Consider the following 20,956-nt stretch of genomic DNA (forward strand, 5'->3'; position numbering starts at 1 on the left):
CGGCCAGACAGCCCTCTGGATGCCTTCAGCCGCGCCACGACCCACATTTTCACAACTCAATCTCATGCCACCGACTACAGATGCTGACGCCGGCTTCGACGTGCGGGTGCGACGGTGCACGCTCGTCCTCATCGCGGTTGCACTCATCACGACGGGTTTCGTCACACCGATTCTCGCCTCACCAGCGACCGCCTCTCCGAATGGTTCAAACAGTACCCCGACCGCGAACGCGTCCACATCGTCGACGTCGAGTGCTACGGGGCTATTCCAGAGCCCGTCCACATCCACGCCAAATTCGGATAACGCGTCCGAGAACGCAACTTCGTACACCGCGTGTGCCGGAAAGGGACCCATCAGAGGTGCCATCTGCAACGTCATCGAGCACACCAAGCGAAGCGTCCTCGGTGGTGCACTCGACGCAACGCAGGACATCGCTCGGAGCACACTCGAGCTAATACTCCGACGTCCAGCACCCAAGCAAGGCGACGAAATCGTCGTCTTCCGGCCCCCAACGAACCAACCCTTGGCTGGCGCATATGATGGCTGGACATCGGTCGGGCTACCACTCGGGTTCCTCACGTGGATACTCGGCGTCGGAATCGCCCTCGCCAGTCGATTCCGTCCCGACGCATCATTCGCCACGCAGGGCTTCCAGATCGAGCAGAAGCTCGGTCGAAACCTCTTGCTCACCCTCGGGTCGTGGTGGGTCGGTGCGTTCATTCTCCACCTCGCGAACGGCCTCATCCTTGCCGTCGCTCCACGTGGCGACCAGCTCGTGATGGGCCCGCAGTCCGGCATTGGAACGCTCCTCGGGACCGGTCTACTCGCCGGGTTGCTGTGGGTCGCTACCGCTGCCATCGTGACCATTCTCCTCATCACGACGCTGCTGGCGTACGTGCTCTGTCTCACGTTCATGGTGTTCCTCCCGGTGTTCTCGGCACTCATGCTGTTCGACACCGGCGGCGTCCTACGAACGATTGGCCAGTTCGGACAGAAGGGCTGGGACATCTTCATCCGCGCTGCGTTCTTCCCACTCCCGGCAGCGCTCGTCTTGGGCTCGGGAACCTACGTCGCCACGGGAACGATGGGTTTCGTCGAGAACGCCGTCGCAATCGGGGGGTTCGCTGAGGTGGCTGGCACACTCGCATTCGCCGCCGTCACATTCGTGACGCAGCTGGCCGCGCTGGTTGCCACCCTCTGGATGCTGCTGGGGTCGCGAGCAGCAAAGACTGCTGGCGGAATCATGGCCGGACTCGGTGGTGCCGCCATGTATTCGCGAGCAAAGGCGGGTGCACAAACGCTCGCTGGCAAAGCCTCGATGCCAAACGCCGGGGTTGCAAGCTCGGCTACGAGCGCGGCCACTGGCACTGGCATTCCCTCAGATCTGTTTGACCGAGTGGTCTCTTCCCGTGGAAGTGGGAGTGGGGGCGCATTCGGAGCCGGAACCCGGGCCAATGCTGCCGGCGCGCTTGGCCCCGGAACGTCTGGTAGCAGTGTCGGCGGTCTCGCTTCCGTAGGCACGCCAACTGGTGGACGTCCAAGCTCCGATGGCACGACAGCTGGCAACCGTACTGGGCCAAGAACAGACGTGAGTCCCGAGGCTATCGATGGATTCGACCTCGTCGTTGTCGACGGAGAGGGAGAAATGACGGATAGGCAGTCGTACCAACCCGGCTACGTCTCTGACGGTGAGTTCCAGCCAGTTGAGTCGGTAGGACAGACACGACAGCTCGTCGTTCGGGAGCATGAGCGGTTCGCCGCAGCCTACGACTCAGATGGTGATCATCCAGGGGTCCTCCATCGTGGCGAAGCGGATGGAACCTTGTACGACACGAAACCGGTTGCTGGCGAGGACTGGGGCGTGAGTGCCGCTGAGGAAACGAAGATTAGTCGTGACTCAGTATTCGACGCTCGCGATGCAGGTGAGGGGTCACGATGACCGGCCTCGGTCCCGGTGGCGACGATTCGGAGCGCCGCATTCTCGATGACGTTGGCTCCGACTCCGGATTCCTCGCATTCACTGATGTGTCGAACGCTGACCTCCTGTTCCTCGTACCAGCGCTCATCGTCGCGATGGTCACACTCGAGGCCGTCGTCATTGTGACTGGCCAATTCTTCGTTGGCGTCGCACTCGCGCTGACTGTTCTGGCTGTTGCTGGCGCGTACGTGCACGTCTGTCCCGACCATCGGACACCGCTTGGTCTCATCTCCTCGTTTCTCACTCATCACCGACGCGAGAACACTATGACATTCACCAACACAACCACTGATACAGGAGCAGATACACCGCCGGATGCTCGGGAGCTGACCCACGTCCGAGCGGTCGAACCAGAAGCTGATGCGATTCGACGGCAGGACGAGACGCTCGTCGGTGCCGTCCGCATTGACCCCGCGAACCTTGCGCTTGCTGACCAAGCGCAGTGGGATAGGGCAGCCCGCGGACTCGGTGCCGTCCTGAACGCACTCGACTACACGGTGCAGATACACTCGTCGGCGCGGCGTGTCGATCCCGCTCGGATGACTGCCGCATACGATGACCGTCGGACTGACCCTGACGTCAGGTTGACGCCCGTACTTGCGGAAATCGTCGAGGTGTACCGACGACGTCGCCCACAGGAGTTCCAGGAGCGCGGGACGAGCATCCGCCAGTACCACGCAATCGTCCCGGTCGGGATTCAGGAGGTCAGTATTGAAGACAACGCGTGGGTTCGTCGTTTGCAGAGCATCCCGCTCATTGGAGACAACGTTGGCTCAGTCGTTGCGGACGTGTTGCTGCGAGACGAGCGGCGCGAAAAAATCGAAGAACGGCAACACGCTATTCTTCGAGACCGTCGCACTCACCTCACAGAGCAGTTGACAAGCATCGAAGGCGTCACCGCCTGTCCAGTTACTACGCCCGACCTCGTCACACTCGTCGAAGAGTACTGGTCGGGGAATCGGGCCGAGTACCCCGAATCTGGTCCACACCTCCGTACAACGCCCGTCGTCATGGACAAGCACGAGGGCGGAGTATCGCACTCGCCAGCCGACACCACCACTTCCGGTGTAACCCGGGGTGACCGAGCATGAACGTACTCTCCCAGCTCACTGGCTTACTCCGTGGAGATGGCGACGAAACGACAGCTGACACCGACACTGGGGACGAACCTACTAACGACAGTACTCATACTCACTGGGAGCGAATGCACGCGACGCGTGTTGCCCCAGCAGGTGTTCGTCTCGAAACCGACACGGCACGAACTGGTGACCGGTGGGTCAAGGTTCTCTTCGTCACAGGATTTCCAGAGACAGCAACGCCAGGATTGCTCGACCGAATCTGTACACACCCAAGCGCGGATGTCGATGTGACAATCTATGCGGACCCAGAGGACCCTCGAACGTCCTTGATACGATTCGAGAGTGCAATCAAGTCACTCAAAGTCGACCATATCGAGGCACAGAACCGTGGCTCAGCGAAAGCGACGGTGACAGAGCGACGTATCCGCGATCACGAAGCAGTGTACACCCAACTGCACGAGAACGCCCAGCGCATCCTCGATGTCGGTGTCTATCTGACCATCCGTGGTGACTCGAAGGAACAGGTAGACACCACCGTTTCCAGTATACGTGGTGAGCTGCAGCGCCAGCGATTGACGACGAAGTCCGCGGCGTATCGACAGGGTGATTCGCTGGTCACAGGGAGTCCGGTCGCGAAAGACAACCTCGGACAGACGACACCCATGCTTGGACAGGCAGCCGGTGCGCTGTTCCCCTTCGCCGCGAGCACCACTATCGAAGAGAGTGGCGTCCTCTATGGTTATCACGCGACGACAGACGCACCGGTGTATCTCGACCGGTTCCTCCGTGAGAATGGTCACAATGTACTGGTCGCTGGTGAGATCGGTTCTGGGAAATCCTACGATACAAAGCGGCTTCTGCTCCGCCGCATTGCGAAGGACCGCGACACAGCCATCGTCATGATCGATCCAGTCGGAGGGTTCGCCAGTCTGGCCGCTGGTCTCGACGCCGAACACCACGTTATCGGTGGTACCCGGACAGTCAACCCACTGGAGCTCCGGCCAACACCCGACCACCTGCTTGAACAGGAAAACGTCAGCCCGTTCGTCGAGCGCATCAGCGCCGTGATGGCGTTCTTCGAATCGTTCTTCGCATACGTCGGTGCACCGCTTGGTGACCGTCGACAGGTCCTCGAGCGGTGTGTCCGAGAAGCGTACGCCCAGAACGGTATCACGGCCGATCCCACCACCCACCATCGCGAGAGTCCCGTGGTGGGGGACGTGCGAGCTGTTCTCGGCGACGTCGCTGTCAATCCAACCGAGGTACTCAACGGTGATGATTACTCAGATGGTGAACTGGACAAATGGCAGAGTCACGCCGAAGACCTCCGACTCAATTTAGAGCCATTCACTCCTGGCGGCCAGTTCGCGTTTCTGAATGGTCAGACCGAGGTTGACCTCACAGGGAGTCGCGTCATCTATCTCGACTTGAAGCAGTTCGGTGGCGGCTCCGATGAGGCACTCGCCGGCCTCGTGATGCAACCGCTGTATGACGCCGTCTACGAACGTCTCAAAGCAACGACCGGGAACACCATCCTCGCCATCGACGAAGCACATTATCTCGTTGAGTCGCCGGGGAGTGTCGAGTGGCTCAAGCGAACGACTCGGCATTCACGCCATCTCAACTTGTCGCTGCATTTCGTCACGCAGGAACTCGCCGACTTCTACGATACTGATGGAGCTGAGACGTTCATCAACCAGTCGTCGATCAAAATCCTCCATCGACAGGGGAATCTCACTCCTGAACACGCCAACGCGCTCGGTCTCACCGAGACACAGGCCTCCTTCGTCCGCAATGCAGTTGTCGGTAAAGAGGGGCTCGGGTTCAGTACTGCGCTCCTCGACATTGACGAGGGCGGAACCTACCCACTTCGTGTTACTGCACTCCCCGAAGAGGAGTCGATCATCGAAGCACAGGAGGCTTCCCGTAGCTCGAACGGGGGGTCAGAGCAATGACCGATTCTGTCTCCTCTGGAACGGTTCTCAACGGTGAGGATATCGGCATGAGAACCAATACAGTTCACTCGACATATCCCAACATGGATCCCGCCGAGTACACGCCCATCGAGGAAACGCGGCGGACAGCTGACGTCCGTACGCACCTAACGCTGGAATACGATCTTCCAGCGGTGATGGGGGAAGTGCTTGGACGGGAAAGCGCCACTTGCGAGGCTTGTCAGCAGACGGTCCACCACCCCGAAGGTGGTGATTTGGAAGGTGGTGAGCCGTTCGTTCTTCGAAAAATCGTTGGCAACGTATACACCGTCAAGAATCGGGTTCTGCTGTGTCACTCATGCGCAAATCGGCCCACGGATGAATGGAAGGCTGACGTCTGCAGCAAGCGAGTTCGTGAACGTGAGCACCCACCATCGTGGCGAGATTTCGTTACATACTGGCTCTCGGACCCGACCGCGACATCGCTCTTCGCCCGTCGCGTAGCAGGAAGTCTCATCGGACTGGTTGTACTCATCGCACTCCTTGCTGCAGTCGCTGGCATCGTCGGCGCTCTCAGCGCCACCGTTGATGCTGGGTGGGCTTGGGCTCGCACAGTCGTCATGACCGCCGGTACAGTCGCCATCGCGTTTGCTGACCACCCTTGGATTGTCGGTGGTCTCTTCGGTATTGCGTATACTGCCCATGGTGTCGAGCGCGTTCGGTATGATCCACGCGGATATTTACCTCGTAACCACGAGCCGTGGATTCCACTCATCATTGCTGGAGTAACTTCCGGTGTTGGGTCGCTCGGTCTGCTATGCCTTGCGACAGGCTTGCTTCCTGCAACACCACTGGCGCAACTGTTCGTCGCTGTCGTCTGGTTAACCGGCGCTGCTGGCGTTGCTTGGTATATCGATCTCGCAATCCGCCATGATCTTCACATCGATATCTGGCGACCCGATCGCGGACTGTGGATAATTGCTGGTCGAGTCGGGCTCTTGCCGGGACTTATCGCCATTGTCGCTGGTGTTCCATTCCCCAGCGTCTTTGCTCTGACCACGACGGGCATTCTCGCTGCGATTCCTGCCGGCGTTGCGCTTGCATTCACTGGCTTGCGGCTTCCATACGACCCCCGCGCACGCGACGCCGTCCTCAACGTAATTCCCGAGTGGATACTCACGGCTCTCACTGACGACCGTCACCGAGACTAGCACCCCGACCACCTACGCTCAACAAAACGATGTACCCAACCACCACGACAGCAACGCCGACGAGCATCGAACTCACACCCAACCTCCTCGGACGAATTCACGAAGCGGCCGACGATGAACCACTGATACGCGTTCGACCCTATCCCGAGACCGACGGGATTGCAGCCGGGCCGCGATTCCTCCGAGACTTCCATACCGCGCCCGCCGGGTCGCTTCATCGAGGAAACGCACCTGTTTACGCCGCTGAAATCTGGTTCACGGATGGGAAACTCCAGTTCTATCTCCGTGCACCCGACCCACAGGACGCGATTGCTCTCGTCAACGCACACTATCCCAACAGCGATACACAGCAGATTACCGACGCGGGGTTTCCGGACATCTCGCCAGGACAGTACGTCGCTGGCTGCCACCTCGAACTCCGACACAACGCGGCCTACCCGGTCAAACACCTCGACTCCCGACCGCCGCTCGATGACGACCCATACCGGACTATCCTCTCTCGACTCATCGGCGGAGACGACGAGACGGCGATCCTCCAGGTCGTGTTCATGCCAGTCACCCAGACGTGGACGAACCGGGGGCTGCTTGGCCGGTTCGGAGGTGGCAACGTCGCACACATCGCAGAAGCACGCCGTCAGGGAACGGTCGAAGGATATCTGCATCCCCAGGTGTTCCAGTCGAAACACGACACCCAAGCCGCAGACGATGTTGTTGCGCAACTCGGTCGCCCGGCGTTCGCGACGACTATCCGTGTCGTAACCGCTGCATCCAACGCTTCGACAGCTGAGCACCGACTCAGCCGCGTTGCCGACGCGGTCACCGCACTTGACCACGAGCACACCAATCAAGGATTCCTTCCTCGATACTCGTCTGCCTCTCACCTTCCGGCCGTCCTTGAGGCCACAGGAATGCGTGCGCTCACTCCAACCAGTCGACTCAAACGCACCTTCTGGGGGCGGCGGAATGTCCTCACACTACGCGAACTCACCGGACTGGTCCATCTCCCGAACGAGGAAGTCGAGAACCCCACCGTCGACTGGTCACGAACCGCTGCCGGTGTTGGCGTACCTGCTGACGTCCCTGCATTCTCTGTGCCCACGTCCGCCGCTGACGGTGTCCGGCTTGATGACCAGACGCGAGCGCACTACGATGACCCTCGCCGAGAGCTAACTGACGAGAGCGAGTTCGACCCCTTCGTTTCCAATCCAGACCTCACTGGGAGCGGGGTCAGACAGAGAGGTGAGGATGATGTTTGAACAGTTCTTCGGGAGTGACGAGTCCTCCGAACCAAAGACAGAACCAGTAGACGTCACTCCAACTGGCGGCGATCCTGTTGTCCCCGAAGTCGATTCCACGGCAACGGGCTCGTCCTCCGTGCCAGACGCGACTCTCCGCTCACGATTCGGAGAGTCGTACGATATCTCAGTCACCAACTCCGCGTCCGTCGGTGGGAAACCCATCATCGCAGACACTGAGACTGAGGGCATCGTCGCGGGATCACACGTTCGTGAGATGTTCGAGGCAAGTGCCGAGACCACTCGTGCGCCACTCTGGATTGGGTACGACGAGGACGCTCATCGGGGATTCCGCGAAGCCCCGCTCAGCTTCACCTCGCTGTTCCGGCACATCTGGATTACGGGCACGACCGGCTACGGCAAGACGACTGCACTGCTCAACATGATGGTCCAGTGGGCGTACGCCGGCTATGGCTTCGTCTACGTCGACCCGAAGGCTCGTGACTCCCGTGAACTCTTGCGAATGCTCCCCGAATACCGTCTCGACGATGTAGTGTGGATCGAACCCGGGTCGGTCGAACACGACCGCGTGATCGGGCTCAACTTCCTCGAACTGCCTGATTGCACCACCACGACAGAGCGTGAGAATGAGATTGAGAATCGCATCGAGAACCTGAAAGCGATCTTCGACACGGACGAGTACTGGGGCGTGAACATGGAGTCGATTACCGAGTCGATGGCGCGGGCGATGATGCAGTCGGAGAAACCGTTCTCGGTGATCGATATGTACTTCACTTTGTTGAACGCCGAGCGGCGCGAAGAGTTCGCCCTTGACGTTGACGACCCCTACGTGCGTGAGTTCTGTCTCGAAATCGCGAAAATGGACGACGAGACCGTACGACCACTTCTCAAGCGAATCAAGTCGTGGGTGGAGAACGCCGTTATCCGGCGGATTATCGCCCACCGGGAGAGCACCATCGACTTCCGCGACATCGTTGCTAACGACCGCATCGTCATCGTCTCTACGCCCGTTGAAAACACGGACATCAAGAAGATGGTCACCCTCGGGGTGATGCGTAATCTCTGGAGTGCCATCCAGCACCGGTCCTACGGGCAAGATACCGACCCGGATCCATACTTCGTCCTCTGTGATGAGTTTGACGACATCGCGAGTGAGAACCTCGATATCGAGTCGATGCTTGCCCGCGCCCGATCGATGCGCCTCTCGGTCACGCTGGCTTCCCAGTACCCATCGCAATTCGATGAGAGGACGCTCAAGTCGATGCAGAACAACTGCGACACACTCATTTCCTTCTCGGTGAACGACGTCGACGACGCCCGGCTCTTGATGAAACGGTTTCAGGGCTATTCCGCCGAAGACCTCATCTCCACTGACCAGTATCAAGCCTGGACGAAACTCCCACTTGGTGGCGGTCGGTATTCAGACCCAGTTCTGCTCCAGTCGTTCCCGCCGTACCCACCGCTCCGGTCAGCCGACGTTGTCGACGACATCATCGAACAAAGTCTCTCCCAGTACGGCACTGACCCACTGACTGATGCCGAGATCCTACAGAATCTGCTCTACAGCGACTCGAACGATGCCGCGAACCCCGACAAGTTACTGGCCGAAACGATGGCGGAGGCAATTCGCGCCGTCCAGATTCGGGAAGGCGTTCGCGCTGATAACGGCTGGGTTGACGTTACTACCGTCGACGACGAACTCATCGTGCGGCTTGAATCTGCTGACGAAGACCACCCGAACCTCAACGTCGACCCGGTCGATCTCCCGGATATCCGCGATACGTCGCGATTGATTGAGACCGATATCGACCTCCAAGCGGATACTGTCGTCACTCGACTCTCCGATGCCGGTGAGGATGCAGCTCGTCCCGAAACCGGCGCTGTCCGGTCAGCTGGCGACACAGCTCACGACGCACTGCTCGCTGATGCAGAGACCATACTCACCGAACACGGATTCAGCGTCAGTATCATCGAGCAAGATGGGAGTTCCCAACCCGATGCCACGGCGACACACCCCGAGTTCGAGACGGACTTCGCCATCGAATCTGAGACAACGACACCCGAGCGCCCAGCGAAAGTCCTCCAGAACCTCAGCCGTGCTCACGAGGCAGGCCAAGCCCCAATCTTCGTTGTTCGTCCCGGAGACTCGACAACCAAGCAAGCAGCACGTGTCGAGAACATCTGCTCCCCACCGTTGCGTGAACTTGCGGATGGGACTGAGCTGTTCTACAACCGCGACGAGATTGTGACCTTCGGCGGTGGCGCAACTTCCCACGGTGGCGTGACTGCCGTCCGTCCCCGGACGTCCGACTCGAATCGAACTGTGTGGGTCCGCGATGACGGAGACCGTGTTCTCTCGGATGGCGAAACAGAATTCGCTCGAATCCCAGAGGGCGATACTCTCTCGAAAGACAGCGTCCCGGCCTACTACAGCTACGACCGAGAAAGCGAACAATACACCGTCTACACACCTGGCGAGACGCAACGGTACGACTCGAAAGACGACTTCGACGCCGAGTGGATCCCACTCAAACGCCCGTTCATCCCATGCGAGGAATTCCCCGCCCTCTCGCGTGAAGACTATCTCATCCTGATTCTCCCAGAAGACGGCTCACCAGCTCTCTATCAAGAAGAATCGACGTATCCACTATCGGACTGTCTCGATCACGGCGAACTCTGGCCCACCAGTGTCGACCCGTTCCAGGCGCATCCCGAACCGAGTGACGAATTGGCATCCGACGGCGATATTTCCCCTTCATTGGATCGCGATGCAGAGGACGATGCTGTGGAAGTCTTCGCTACCTTGTACGTGCGACAAACCAGTGGCTCACGCGTCTCAGAAGACGTTCTGTTTCAAGCGTACTCCTCCTGGCTCGACGAACACGACGTCGACGGCACGACGAGCAAGGGCTGGTTCACACGGAAGCTTGGGAAGGCCGTTGACTTCGACACCGAACGGCGCAGAGAGGATGGCGAGCGGGTGCGCTTCTATGTCGGTATCGAGCTCACACCCGACGGTCACACATTCCTCAACCAATGATATCTGACAAAATTCTGATGCAGGAGAGCGGCGGTGCCACAGACTCCGTCAATCGCTTCGGACCAGTCTGCGGTATCTTCTGTTCTATGCCCGTTATGCGTCAGAATACGGCACTTTCGGTTGCTGTCCCAGCAGTTCGGCCACTCATCGAAGTTGTCCTCGCAACCATGTCCCGACAAAATCGCATTACGAGAATACTGTCCCACCAGTATCGGCGTTATTACCAACTAATACATACTAGATTGCATCCGCAAAAGGACGAGGTGATGCAGCAAGGGGACAACCCCCCTCTTCGACGACGGTTACCTCAGAGAGTTGATGTAGTCTGGCGACTGGTTTCACCATCTTCCAGTGGAGGGGTTCGATGACGAACAACGACCCTGACATCGACGCGGCAGTCATCCCGAAGATGCTCCAGGAACGCGACCAGTGGGTGTGCTGGCGAGCCGAAGCACGCGATGGGAAACCAACGAAAATTCCGGTGACACCGGGAACAGGGGTGTTCGCGTCAGCGACGAACCCGGACACGTGGGAATCGTTTGAGGCAGCCCGTGACTACGTCGAGGCCGGCAAGGCCGCTGGGGTGGGCTTCGTCTTCACCGACGACGACCCAATCGTTGGTGTCGACCTCGACGATTGTCGCGATCCGGAGACCGGAGACGTCGACGACACCGCACGGGATATCATCGAGCGTCTCGATTCCTACACAGAGGTTTCGCCGTCCGGGACGGGCTACCATGTACTCATCGTCGGCGACCTTCCCGACGGCCGGAATCGGCGGGGCAGCGTCGAGCTGTACGACACGGCTCGGTTCTTCACCGTCACCGGCGACCACGTCGACGTCACTCCCATGCGCGTTGCCACCCGGCAGGATGCACTTGTGGCGATTCATAGCGAGTACGTTGAGGAGTCCAAATCCGATTCGACGATTGAGGCAGATCGTTCTGGTGCCGCTGGCGGGGAGTCTGGGCCCAGGGTCGATGTCGATCTCAACGACCAGGAACTCCTTCAAAAAGCACAGACCGCGTCGAACGGGGCGAAGTTTAATCGGCTCTGGAACGGTCGTATTTCCGGCTATGACAGCCACTCAGAAGCCGATATGGCGTTGTGCTGCCTATTGGCGTTTTGGACTGGTGGCGAGGCTGGGCGGATGGAGCAGCTGTTCCAGCAGTCCGGATTGATGCGCGAGAAGTGGGACGATGTGCATTACGCGGATGGCTCGACATACGGTGAGAAGACGATTGAGCGAGCCGTTGCGACGACGTCGGAGTTCTACGAGCCAGCGTCGACGGCGGAGTCTGAACCAGAGGGTGGCACACCGGGTACCGGCGGTGATGTCGGTGCCGGTGCTGAGCGCAGCCGAGTGTACCTCGTAGAGAAGAATCAGATGTTGCGAGACCGGATCGCCACACTCGAAGCAACACTCGAGGACAAGACCGAGCGTATCGACATCCTCGAAGCTCAGCTCGAACAGGTGGAAACGACCCAAACCGCTCGAACTGACGCGGATGCATCGACTCATAGTGGCGCTGAATCTCCGCAGACTGACGTCCGCGACGAGGCCGAGTCAGAGAGTTCGTCACTCTTAGGCCGCACGAAGCGATTTCTCAGCGGGACTGTGGAGTAGTGCCTTGTCGGTGCCTAATACGTAGAGCTACGGGCGGTCCACTCGCCCCGTCTCACCCATCATCTCGTTGCTGGTGCAGTGTGGCTTTCGCCCGTGCGACGTAGGTGTTCGCAGACCAGCTCCGAGCCTCGCTCATCGTCTCCAAGAACTCCTCAGCAGCATCCGCAGAGAGCACGTCGTTCCGCACGAGCGCCGTGAGGACGATTGGCGTCGTCACGAGGCGAGTATCTACCAGTGATGCATGCACGAGCGCCAATCGATTGAACTCGTCACAGAGCAACTGGACCGCATTCACTTCGTTCGCGAGCGTGACAGCCGCGTTCTCGCCGTCATCGAGCGGAAACGTCTCGTCCAAGTCAACACTGCGGACGTCGAAGGCGGCCTGGCGGTCGAGTATGGCCTGTGCTGCCTCTTCCGACGGGTCGTCGTAGGATGCGGTCTCGGTGAGTTCGTCGATGACCTGCTCGGGGAGGAGGATGTCGTGTGCGTCGAGAAGGAGGTCAAGCGGGTTCGGTGTGGTATCTGCAACGGTCCCGAGACTAACAAGGGCGGACGTATCGGCAACGATGCGCACCATCTAGCCGTCAGCCAGCTCCTCTGCCACCTCGTCGACGAACGCCTCGCTCAGTTGTTGCTTGAGGAGGCGGAAGTTCGCCGCCTCTTCGTGGCCGACGAGGGCTTTCAACTCCGCGAAGGTGATGTCATCGTCGTAGTAGGCCTCGGCAATCTCCTGTTTCACTTCGTCGGAGTGTGATGCGTCTCGAAGGTAATCGCGAAGGGCCGTAATGAGGATGTCTGTTCGGTCGGTCTCGAATACCGCGGCGAGGGTGTCGGCGCGATCGACCAGCCCTCGTGGCGCTCGGAACTGCACGCGTTTTTTCTCCGAGTCGGAACTCATGTGTGTACATTGTGAGCGCAGTGGTAAACCACTTCCCTCGCATATCGTGCCTGATTTGGCCAGACGCTGTCAGAATTGCCGTGCTGAACGTAGAGGGTGGGTATATCACCACCTCTCATCTCGGCTCAGCCAGAGGTGGTGGTCGGCGTGACAGCCCGACAGTCCTCGACATCGCCCTTCAGCCAGAGCACCTCGATTTCGTCGCTCTGATCGAGAAACCCGACGCAGACGGAGGCTTTGACGAGTTCAGACTGGTCGCTACCGTCGTCAAGGGCCGTCTCGACCCATCCGTCAGACGACTCATGCCGTGCCCGGACGACGTACGGTCCCAACGTGTCGCGCCAAACACACGGGAGTTCACCACCGTCGATGATGCCGTTTGCGCGGGCGTCGGTTTCGAGCGTTCGGTCGAGCACTGTTTCTCCATCGGCGTCGACCTGCACCGTGATGGTGTGTGGCTCGTCGTCAAAGTTGCCGACTTCGAGGCCACCGAGTCCGACGTACTGCTCGCCGCCGAACAGTCCCGAGGCAGTCGAACAACCAGCAGTCGCAGTCGCCCCGAGCAGTGCGAGGAGGGCACGGCGCTTCATACGGCAATATAGTCAATGAGCAATAAGTACTTTCTATGAAGAATGATACACTCGCGCTGTGAGTTCAGCACGGTCGCGCCGAATCATTCGGGGGTGAATCAGGACTGACGTGACTAACTAAGAGAGTGTATGCAGCAAACCAAATCTGTTTGTTCCGGAGTAATCTTCCAGTCTAGGTGCACGTCGGAGACCTACGGGATCCCTAGATGCTTGTGTCGATTGTAAATGTACACAATGGCGAGTACGTACCCGATTAGCGGGAGAAACATCAGATAGTATTTCGATGATGGCTCCCACGCCGAAGCGGTCGTGAGGTAGCGACTATCGAAATAGACGAATACCGGTGAGAGGAGATTCAGGATGGTCCCGACAATGAGTAACGGACCAGTTAGGAGTAACGTGAACGCGTCAGGTGGCAATACGAGTGCAGCCAGCGACATTATCGGGAGAATCACGACAATCATGCCGATAGGTATCCACCACCTGCTGCTCACTTGTTTGTCCGACGACGATTCTCGTGGCTCATTCACAGTGTGTAGTATAATTAATACAACAATAAACTATCGCTGGCACTGACTCGTTTTGATTTATCCAATTAGCGCCTTTCCGCCGAGTGATTGATGCGGCAATTGTTGGTACTGAATGTCGCGATTCAGATCTAACCTTCTGACCGATTTGCGCTGTGAGTTCGGCAAAGTCGGGCTGAATCATTTAGGTTGAATCAGAACTGACGTGACTGACTCAGAGGGTGTATTCAGCAGGCGTTCAGTATACAATTCATTCTTTGGTGGATATCCCAGACATGGCCACTTCTGAAGTGAGAACGGTGTCGGAAATTCCCTGACACCTTGTGTCAACACTACATACTTATCAGATAACGACGTAAGACTCTTGATGGTCAGTTGGACAGTTTACAATTTCGAGTGTGATGACGTGAGTGCTCGGGAGACACTGATGGAGTGGTTTAAAGAGAACCACCCGGTTGAATTCTCAACGGAAGAGGAATCCACGTTCGCGAAGGTCGAAACAGACAGCGGTGAAAGAGGTGCCGACTATGCGTGGATTGACCGTTACCTGTATGTGACGGTCATGGGGAAGGCAGAGAATATCGTCCACGAGACGACGCACCTGTGGAAGCGAGCAGCTATCGCTACGTTCGATGGGCGAACGGAAACCGCGACTGACGTGACGCTCATCATCGATACAAACGCGGGTGCGGACGATGAAGTCGCGGCAGTCCAGTTCGGGGGTATCGACGGCTACGGCGGGCAGGACGTTATGTACGCACTCGCGATGAAACACGAGTTCCGGTTCCGGTCGTACTCCGCCCAGTCTCCCACCAACCAAATCGCATTTCACCCAGCTGCATTCGATTTCGTATCCGAGCTCAATTCGTTCGTCGAAGAACTCCATGAGGCTACGGGAATCGAACCAACTGACTCTGGCCTCGAATTTCTTCGAAACGACCCGGCAGCCACTCCTCCCGAACACGGAACGAGGGATGCCTCAACCGCCCCAAGCACAGAACAGCGTGGGCTTGACCGCGTAACCGTCGTCGATACAGACACTGGCGAGGTAACAGCGTACGATTCGCCCGAAGAGGTTCCAGAAGATGGAACTGACTCCGGATTTATGAGCAGCATCCGCCGCCTACTTGGAGGGTGAGGCGAAACCGTCGTCAATACCCCCGCGAATACTCCGTTGCGCCATACGCAGCGGCAGTTTCGATTCGTCGGTTCGTACTCCTCTGTACGTGTCATCTCAACTGTTGCGATAGGGAGTCCAGTGACCGATCCGCGCCGTGAGTTCAGCACGGCCTCAGAAACCTACCCCGTTCCTGTCAAAAACGCCGTGCAAGACTTAGAGGCTAGATTCAGCAGAACGTTAGCCACAGAACCAGTCATCACCAGACTCGTAAAGTGTTGTCCGGAGTCCCTATTCCCGATTCAAACAGCGCCCGAAACCATTCATCCCTCGAACCAGACAACAACTCGAACGCTATTGTATCCGAATTTGCGGCCATACGCCATGAGTAGGTCGAAAATCAACCATTCCCAGTCATCTGAAATCACCTCGCGCCGGGTGAGTTTTCGACGCTGAATGTAACTTTGCCTATCAGGTGCGGGAACGGCGTTCCCATTGTCCAACTCGGCTTGGTATTCTTCGATAATATCTTTCCAAGATCCACCAGGGTGTCTGGACTTGTACCCGATCGGCTCCTTGTTCTTATTCAGGAAACTGTACTCGTCGTCGAGCAGGTCCGACTGTTCGTTCCACTCGATGGCGAGTATCTCATCCAGAAAGAAATATGATGGACGGTACTCCGCAAATTCATCGTCCAGATTGTGGTGATGCCTTTCATTATTCGAGTATTCTTCATCCAGAAATTCTTCTATCTGCTGATTTAATTCTCGAGACCGTTCTTTTTCGGACGGGAGACCCCGATAGGAGAACGCTGGTTCGAATCCTGTAGTGTTTCGGACGTCGAACAGCATTCCGAACGTCTTGTATGAACGGCCAATAAGAGGATGTAGCGCTTGAAGATAGACCCACCCATGTTGGGTGTCAGCTTCGATTGCGCCGTACACATCAGTACCCATTCTGTTCTTGATGTTGGCGGTATATCATCTTGGTAGTTGCTTCGTATTGCTTGGATGTCCGGTCACAACATCGGAGATCTCCACCGGTGGTTTGCATGATACGCGCCCTGAGTTCAGCACGGTCGTAGAAACCCACCCATTCCCTGTCAGAAGGTGCGTGTTGAATAGAGAGGGTGTATGCAGCACGCGATTCGTACCTCAACCGATAGGCAAGTGTACGTACCATTGATTCCGTCTATGGGATTTCATCCCGCGAGAACACCGAGTTGTACCATTCTTTTCTCTGCATCAATACGTTATCCAGAAGCTCATAATCACGGGAGCCTACCCAATCGGGCCGAGCGGATTGAATGTATGTGAGGAATCGTTCTGTCCCATCGAATACTCCCTCCGCAAATTCAGAGCGTGAAACCTTGGCATTTGAACCGCGACCGCCACGTACACCCGTGTCAATGAATAGCTCGATTTTGTGCTCGCTGGAGCGAACCACCAAATCCCACGGGTTGTCGTCTGGTTGAATCTTGACTTCCTCCCCCGTCAATATCTCTGGAAGGTAAGCCAAACACGAGATGAAAAATGTCCATATCCAGGTATCAAAATACCCCTCGTTAAATGCTTCAACTGGCCCTTCATCCGTCAGAATTCGAGCCTCCATCTCCCATTCGCTTAAGGAGACATACGATTCGATGGGGTTGCGATGTTCCGATTCGCGAAATTCAATCTTCATACCCACGAGATTGGTGTTCTAATACAATCAACTCTCGCAACAGGAGCTGGACGTACATCCTTGTATCGAACGATTCGAGTGGTGTAACGTTGCATCGACCCATCTGACCGATATGCGCTCTGAGTTCAGCACGGTTGTGGAAACCTACCCTGTCCCTGTCAGAAGTGCCGTGCGAGATACAGAGGGTGAGTTCAGCATATCAGCAACTACAGATTCAACGCCTTTCGACTATAGTCACATATTTTTATCAATCGACAGGATGTAGAGTTACCAACGCTTGATGCTGACGTGAATCGCTACATCAAGCTTAAGCAGACAAATTCTGATGAAGAGAAACCACGATATCCTCTCCCCTACACCAGAGGCAATCTCATGGAGATTCAGGTTACGCTCTGACGCTGATACGGCTTCAGACGTCACCGACGAATTGCTCGGATATCTTCGAACCGTGCTTGACGCAGCGGAGGAACTGTACAGACCTATGGAGGTGGATATGCCGATCTCATGTTTCCCGCCGGAGGTCAAACCCAGTGACACGTTCGAGACGGTTGCAACAAAGCGCCTGCGAACACACCTCCTGTCTCCTTCTCATCAGGACCGGTTCGCGGTGCGGGCAGACAATCCAATCACCTACGGCGACCTCATGGCCCTCGTTGAAGGATTCCAGTGCCCAAATGGAACACTGCCCTACATTCGGATGGTCAAGTTGCTGCGCGGAGATACGCATATTCGACTGGCAGACGGCGACCACTGGATCTCAATCGATTCAGATCGCTACCGCGCATTCGAGGACGGGGTTCCAGTCGATGAACCACCATCCATTGATCCAATCAAGATTGAGCTACACCACCGACGGGGATTTTCCGACCGTACTGAGTCTTATTACGACCTCGAAATTCGGTCTAATACCGCTATCTGGCTTGAGGAGACGGAGATTGGAGATGAGAACCGTAAGCGATTGAGTCGGTTCCTTCGGTCCATCTATAATCTATCCGGCGTTGAGAGTCTTGAAACAGGAACAGACGACCATCGGTTCTCCGACGATGTTGTACGCGAATTAGCAATTGGGCCGACTGAATAAGAGAGACGCCACCAATCGTAGTGAAGGTGCGTCTGCAAGATATGCGCTTTCTATTCAGCACAGTCGTAGAAACCTCACCAGTCCCTGTCAGAAGCGGCATGCTGAACTTAGAGGAAGAGTTCAGCAAAGAGCCTGCCCTTTATTCACTGCGTTTCGAGTTCAACCCGCCGTACAAACGAATCAGCCCAACCTCACCCACTGAGTTTTGGTTAGCATCTCAGCGGTTGGTCTTCGTAGATATCGACACGGGAGGTCGGAATGAAGAGCGCATCTCCAACTGACAGAGAAGGTTCGGACGCAGGAAGGAACTCGCTGAGCGATGAATCGACGAGAATCGTTCCCTCTCCAACATCAAGTAGATACAAGCCTTCGCGGTCACTGTGTGGATCCGATACGTTGACTTTCGCAATCGTTCCGTACAGGTCGTAAGACCACTCCGACATCGGAGCGGCTGGGCGTTCTATGTGGGGCGTGACCGTGCTTCGTCGCTTGACTCCCGCGATTGGATGGGCGAAAACACATATCTCAGTGATATTCGGACGGATCCAGTGGATGTGAAGGTGGTCCGCTTCGTATAGCCTCATCACCAGTCCTGATGGTACTTCTGCGATGATAGTGAAAACGGGCTCTCCGTTGGTGAATTTCGAGTCCTCCAATTTGATTGATTCGACGGAGAGCGTAGCAAGCATTCACGTTACGTAGGTGGTTGGGACAAATGACCCTTTGTAAGGACGGTTCCCTGAGGTCCCGACTGTGGTCCCCCTCCCTTGGAGTAACGACCCTGCTGCATGCGCGCGCTCAATTCAGCACGGCCTCACCGAAAGCTACCCAATCTCTGCCAGAAGCGACGTGCGACAGGCAGAGGGACTATTCACCTTGACGACGGCGACGCCAATTTCCTAGCTTCTGCCGTCTCGCAGGTTACACACATCCCGATTCTAAACCCTGGACACGCAAGAGGGCAGCTAATCAGCACATGCACTTCTGCGCCTTCACCCGAGCGAACAATCCCTACTACGCAGGTGGTTGATTCGGATGAATGGCAGGCCAGTAGGATCGGAACATCAAGCCTAGTCCTATGCAATACACGATCGTAGCGCCGAGCAAGCTGGGTAAAATCGCATTCACTCCAAAAACAAAAATACCCGCCACGCCGGTCAGTGAAGGGCCGAGAATAAACGCGGATTCGCCCACGCCAAGAAAGTCACTCTTCACCGAGTCGCTATCATAAAACGTCTTATCCGAATGTTTTTGGAGCAACCTGATCCCGAGAGACAGGAGTGCTCCTGACACTCCTACGAAGAAGATACCTCCCAGGATAAGGACGAAGTGCACAACTCCAGCATCTCCTACGGCATGATCTACGTATTCTAGTTGAGAGGCGTATATCTGTGTAAACGTGAAAAGTATCACGCCGAGGTGAGTGAGTGCGGACGCGACGACTCCTCCGAGGCCACCGATCAAAGCCAACACCCAGCCAAAGATCATGCCGCTTCCCCGCCGCGAGCTTTGCGGATTACTTCTCGTCATTCACTATCTTTGGATATGTTGTTCAGTTAATTAGTCCTCTTGGAGAAGCCAAGTAGTGTTCAACCTCGCGCCCCATTTGTAGTGCGGCTCTATACCGTAGGTTCAAAAAGGAGCCAGTGTTGATGTTATCACTCAAGCAGAAAGTCTATGCGGAAGTACGAGAATCCTCACGAATGGCTTCTACGTTCTATGCGATTCGCCGATTGGGCGTAGTTCTCATTCTGGTTGGCGTCTTGCTTGTATGTTGGGGCGTGTATCAGGACTATGCTGCACCAGCCTGTATCGACACCCACGAAGGTGACGTCGCTGGCGGTGCCTGTGAAGAACCCGGTCTGCTGGAGTTGTTCGGCGGCGTTTCTCTCGCGCTCACCGGTATTGTTCTGGTCGGTCTCGCCCAGTCCCTCCTCTGGCGCAACCGCATTCAATCGACGTAGGCCCACATCGGCTGCATCGAGCTGATATCCGGGTCTTCAGGAGCACAACCGCATGAGAGTTGACTGAAGTCTCCATAGAACAGGCCGGCACAGCTGTTTTACCGGTTGCAACCCACTTTACGGAGCGGAATGAAACAGTGGATATTGGGTGTGACTGGCGGTATATTGGTTTTCTTGAGCCCTGCTCTCTTTTTTACGTCGTGCTCGGACCACTGCGGACGAGAGGGTGTCTCACTCTTCGGGATTGAGGTCACTCGCTTCGTTGGCGTTGTCATCAGTTACTGTACGAACGGGTCGGAGTGTACGATGGGGCTTGGGCCTGTCATGCTCCCGGTTGGATTGATTCTGCTCGGTCTCGCGGTCGTTCGACGATAACCAACCCCACCTCCACTTCTGCTATCTAAATACTCGTTCAGACACCCAGTCTCGTTCTCCATCTATGGTCTGTCCACCGTTGATTCTATCTTCCGTCGAACAAGCAGTCGGAGGAGGAGCCCCGCGATTAAGGTGCCAAACACGAGTACATTAATTCCCTGAAGTCCCGCAACCCCCGCCTGGGTCAACAGGAGTGCTGAAAGCCCGATATGCGCTCCGGTGACGAGGAGTGCGACCGCGAGCACCCACCGCCACTGACGGAGTTCGCTCCACTCGTCGTAAACCCATGACGACGACTCACGGCCAGCTCTCCGGACGGCCCACACCGACCGCACGGTGAGCAACAAGAACACCACCGCAATGAACCCGGCCACGAGCAGGTTGGACTCAGCAAGCAATCCTGACAAAATGAGGCGTCTGAGCAAGAGGCCGACGAAAATGGCGAGGGTGAGAAGGGCACCGGCCATCGCGCCTTCTCCGACGTAGAAGGCAACCCGAACCGGGCGAGAGTCGGCGGGCCTCGACGAAAACTGGGCGGTGGACCATTCCATCTTCTATGCCTCTTCGTGGGAGACAAGCAAATAATGTACAGACCA

At 56.9% G+C, this 20,956-nt stretch carries 18 protein-coding genes; 10 read left to right on the plus strand and 8 right to left on the minus strand.

Going from position 1 to position 20,956, the window contains the following annotated elements; all coding sequences use genetic code 11:
* Positions 1-64 precede the first annotated feature (64 nt).
* The 7 genes from P0648_RS08080 to P0648_RS08110 all read left to right on the plus strand — a co-directional run bounded on the left by P0648_RS08080 (position 65) and on the right by P0648_RS08110 (position 12,125).
* Positions 65-1,939 carry a hypothetical protein gene (locus tag P0648_RS08080; RefSeq protein WP_277505848.1) on the plus strand — a complete coding sequence of 625 codons (1,875 nt, stop codon included), beginning with the start codon at positions 65-67 and terminating at the stop codon, positions 1,937-1,939.
* On the plus strand, positions 1,936-3,069 hold the full coding sequence (locus tag P0648_RS08085; protein ID WP_277505849.1) for a hypothetical protein: 1,134 nt from the start codon (positions 1,936-1,938) through the stop codon (positions 3,067-3,069). Before P0648_RS08080 ends, P0648_RS08085 begins: the two co-directional genes overlap by 4 nt.
* On the plus strand, positions 3,066-5,012 hold the full coding sequence (locus tag P0648_RS08090; RefSeq protein WP_277505850.1) for a VirB4 family type IV secretion system protein: 1,947 nt from the start codon (positions 3,066-3,068) through the stop codon (positions 5,010-5,012). The genes P0648_RS08085 and P0648_RS08090 overlap by 4 nt, the downstream gene beginning before the upstream one ends.
* Entirely contained in the window at positions 5,009-6,202 is a 1,194-nt protein-coding gene (locus P0648_RS08095; RefSeq protein ID WP_277505851.1) for a hypothetical protein, read from the plus strand. Before P0648_RS08090 ends, P0648_RS08095 begins: the two co-directional genes overlap by 4 nt.
* A 29-nt stretch (positions 6,203-6,231) precedes the next feature.
* The gene (locus tag P0648_RS08100; RefSeq protein WP_277505852.1) at positions 6,232-7,458 is read left to right on the plus strand and encodes a hypothetical protein; all 1,227 of its coding nucleotides are present in this window, start codon (positions 6,232-6,234) and stop codon (positions 7,456-7,458) included.
* On the plus strand, positions 7,448-10,498 hold the full coding sequence (locus P0648_RS08105) for a hypothetical protein (RefSeq protein ID WP_277503477.1): 3,051 nt from the start codon (positions 7,448-7,450) through the stop codon (positions 10,496-10,498). The genes P0648_RS08100 and P0648_RS08105 overlap by 11 nt, the downstream gene beginning before the upstream one ends.
* A gap of 364 nt (positions 10,499-10,862) precedes the next feature.
* Positions 10,863-12,125 carry a hypothetical protein gene (locus tag P0648_RS08110; protein ID WP_277503478.1) on the plus strand — a complete coding sequence of 421 codons (1,263 nt, stop codon included), beginning with the start codon at positions 10,863-10,865 and terminating at the stop codon, positions 12,123-12,125.
* 52 nt (positions 12,126-12,177) lie between these two features.
* Here P0648_RS08110 and P0648_RS08115 read toward each other — a convergent pair whose 3' ends face one another.
* From P0648_RS08115 to P0648_RS08125, 3 genes are all read right to left on the minus strand, one after another.
* Positions 12,178-12,702: a hypothetical protein gene (locus P0648_RS08115; RefSeq protein WP_276247778.1), complete on the minus strand. Its 525-nt coding sequence runs from the start codon at positions 12,700-12,702 to the stop codon at positions 12,178-12,180.
* Entirely contained in the window at positions 12,703-13,023 is a 321-nt protein-coding gene (locus tag P0648_RS08120; protein ID WP_276247777.1) for a hypothetical protein, read from the minus strand.
* Positions 13,024-13,148: 125 nt separating this feature from the next.
* On the minus strand, positions 13,149-13,613 hold the full coding sequence (locus P0648_RS08125) for a hypothetical protein (RefSeq protein ID WP_277503483.1): 465 nt from the start codon (positions 13,611-13,613) through the stop codon (positions 13,149-13,151).
* A 954-nt stretch (positions 13,614-14,567) separates the two neighbouring features.
* Between P0648_RS08125 and P0648_RS08130 the strand changes: the two genes are divergently transcribed.
* Positions 14,568-15,278: a hypothetical protein gene (locus tag P0648_RS08130; protein WP_276247775.1), complete on the plus strand. Its 711-nt coding sequence runs from the start codon at positions 14,568-14,570 to the stop codon at positions 15,276-15,278.
* Between the two features lie 302 nt (positions 15,279-15,580).
* On the opposite strand, the gene P0648_RS08135 is transcribed toward P0648_RS08130, so the two are convergent.
* Both P0648_RS08135 and P0648_RS08140 read right to left on the minus strand, forming a co-directional pair.
* Positions 15,581-16,108, minus strand: coding sequence for a hypothetical protein (locus P0648_RS08135; RefSeq protein WP_276247774.1), 528 nt, complete (start codon positions 16,106-16,108; stop codon positions 15,581-15,583).
* A 340-nt stretch (positions 16,109-16,448) separates the two neighbouring features.
* Positions 16,449-16,940, minus strand: a complete 492-nt coding sequence (locus tag P0648_RS08140; RefSeq protein ID WP_276247773.1) for a hypothetical protein — start codon at positions 16,938-16,940, stop codon at positions 16,449-16,451.
* Between the two features lie 325 nt (positions 16,941-17,265).
* Between P0648_RS08140 and P0648_RS08145 the strand changes: the two genes are divergently transcribed.
* The gene (locus tag P0648_RS08145) at positions 17,266-18,021 is read left to right on the plus strand and encodes a hypothetical protein (protein WP_276247772.1); all 756 of its coding nucleotides are present in this window, start codon (positions 17,266-17,268) and stop codon (positions 18,019-18,021) included.
* Positions 18,022-18,230: 209 nt separating this feature from the next.
* Here the strand turns inward: P0648_RS08145 and P0648_RS08150 are convergent, their stop codons facing one another.
* Together P0648_RS08150 and P0648_RS08155 are read right to left on the minus strand one after the other, a co-directional pair.
* On the minus strand, positions 18,231-18,710 hold the full coding sequence (locus tag P0648_RS08150) for a hypothetical protein (RefSeq protein ID WP_276247771.1): 480 nt from the start codon (positions 18,708-18,710) through the stop codon (positions 18,231-18,233).
* 325 nt (positions 18,711-19,035) lie between these two features.
* Positions 19,036-19,509, minus strand: coding sequence for a hypothetical protein (locus P0648_RS08155; RefSeq protein ID WP_277503486.1), 474 nt, complete (start codon positions 19,507-19,509; stop codon positions 19,036-19,038).
* A gap of 215 nt (positions 19,510-19,724) precedes the next feature.
* Here P0648_RS08155 and P0648_RS08160 point away from each other — a divergent pair, with 215 nt between their 5' ends.
* Entirely contained in the window at positions 19,725-19,985 is a 261-nt protein-coding gene (locus P0648_RS08160; RefSeq protein ID WP_276247769.1) for a hypothetical protein, read from the plus strand.
* 437 nt (positions 19,986-20,422) lie between these two features.
* On the opposite strand, the gene P0648_RS08165 is transcribed toward P0648_RS08160, so the two are convergent.
* Complete coding sequence (locus tag P0648_RS08165) at positions 20,423-20,911, minus strand: hypothetical protein (RefSeq protein WP_276247768.1); 489 nt, start codon at positions 20,909-20,911, stop codon at positions 20,423-20,425.
* Positions 20,912-20,956: the final 45 nt, after the last annotated feature.

The organism is Haladaptatus sp. DYSN1 (genome assembly GCF_029489995.1).
In the GTDB taxonomy this organism is placed as follows: domain Archaea; phylum Halobacteriota; class Halobacteria; order Halobacteriales; family Halococcaceae; genus QDMS2.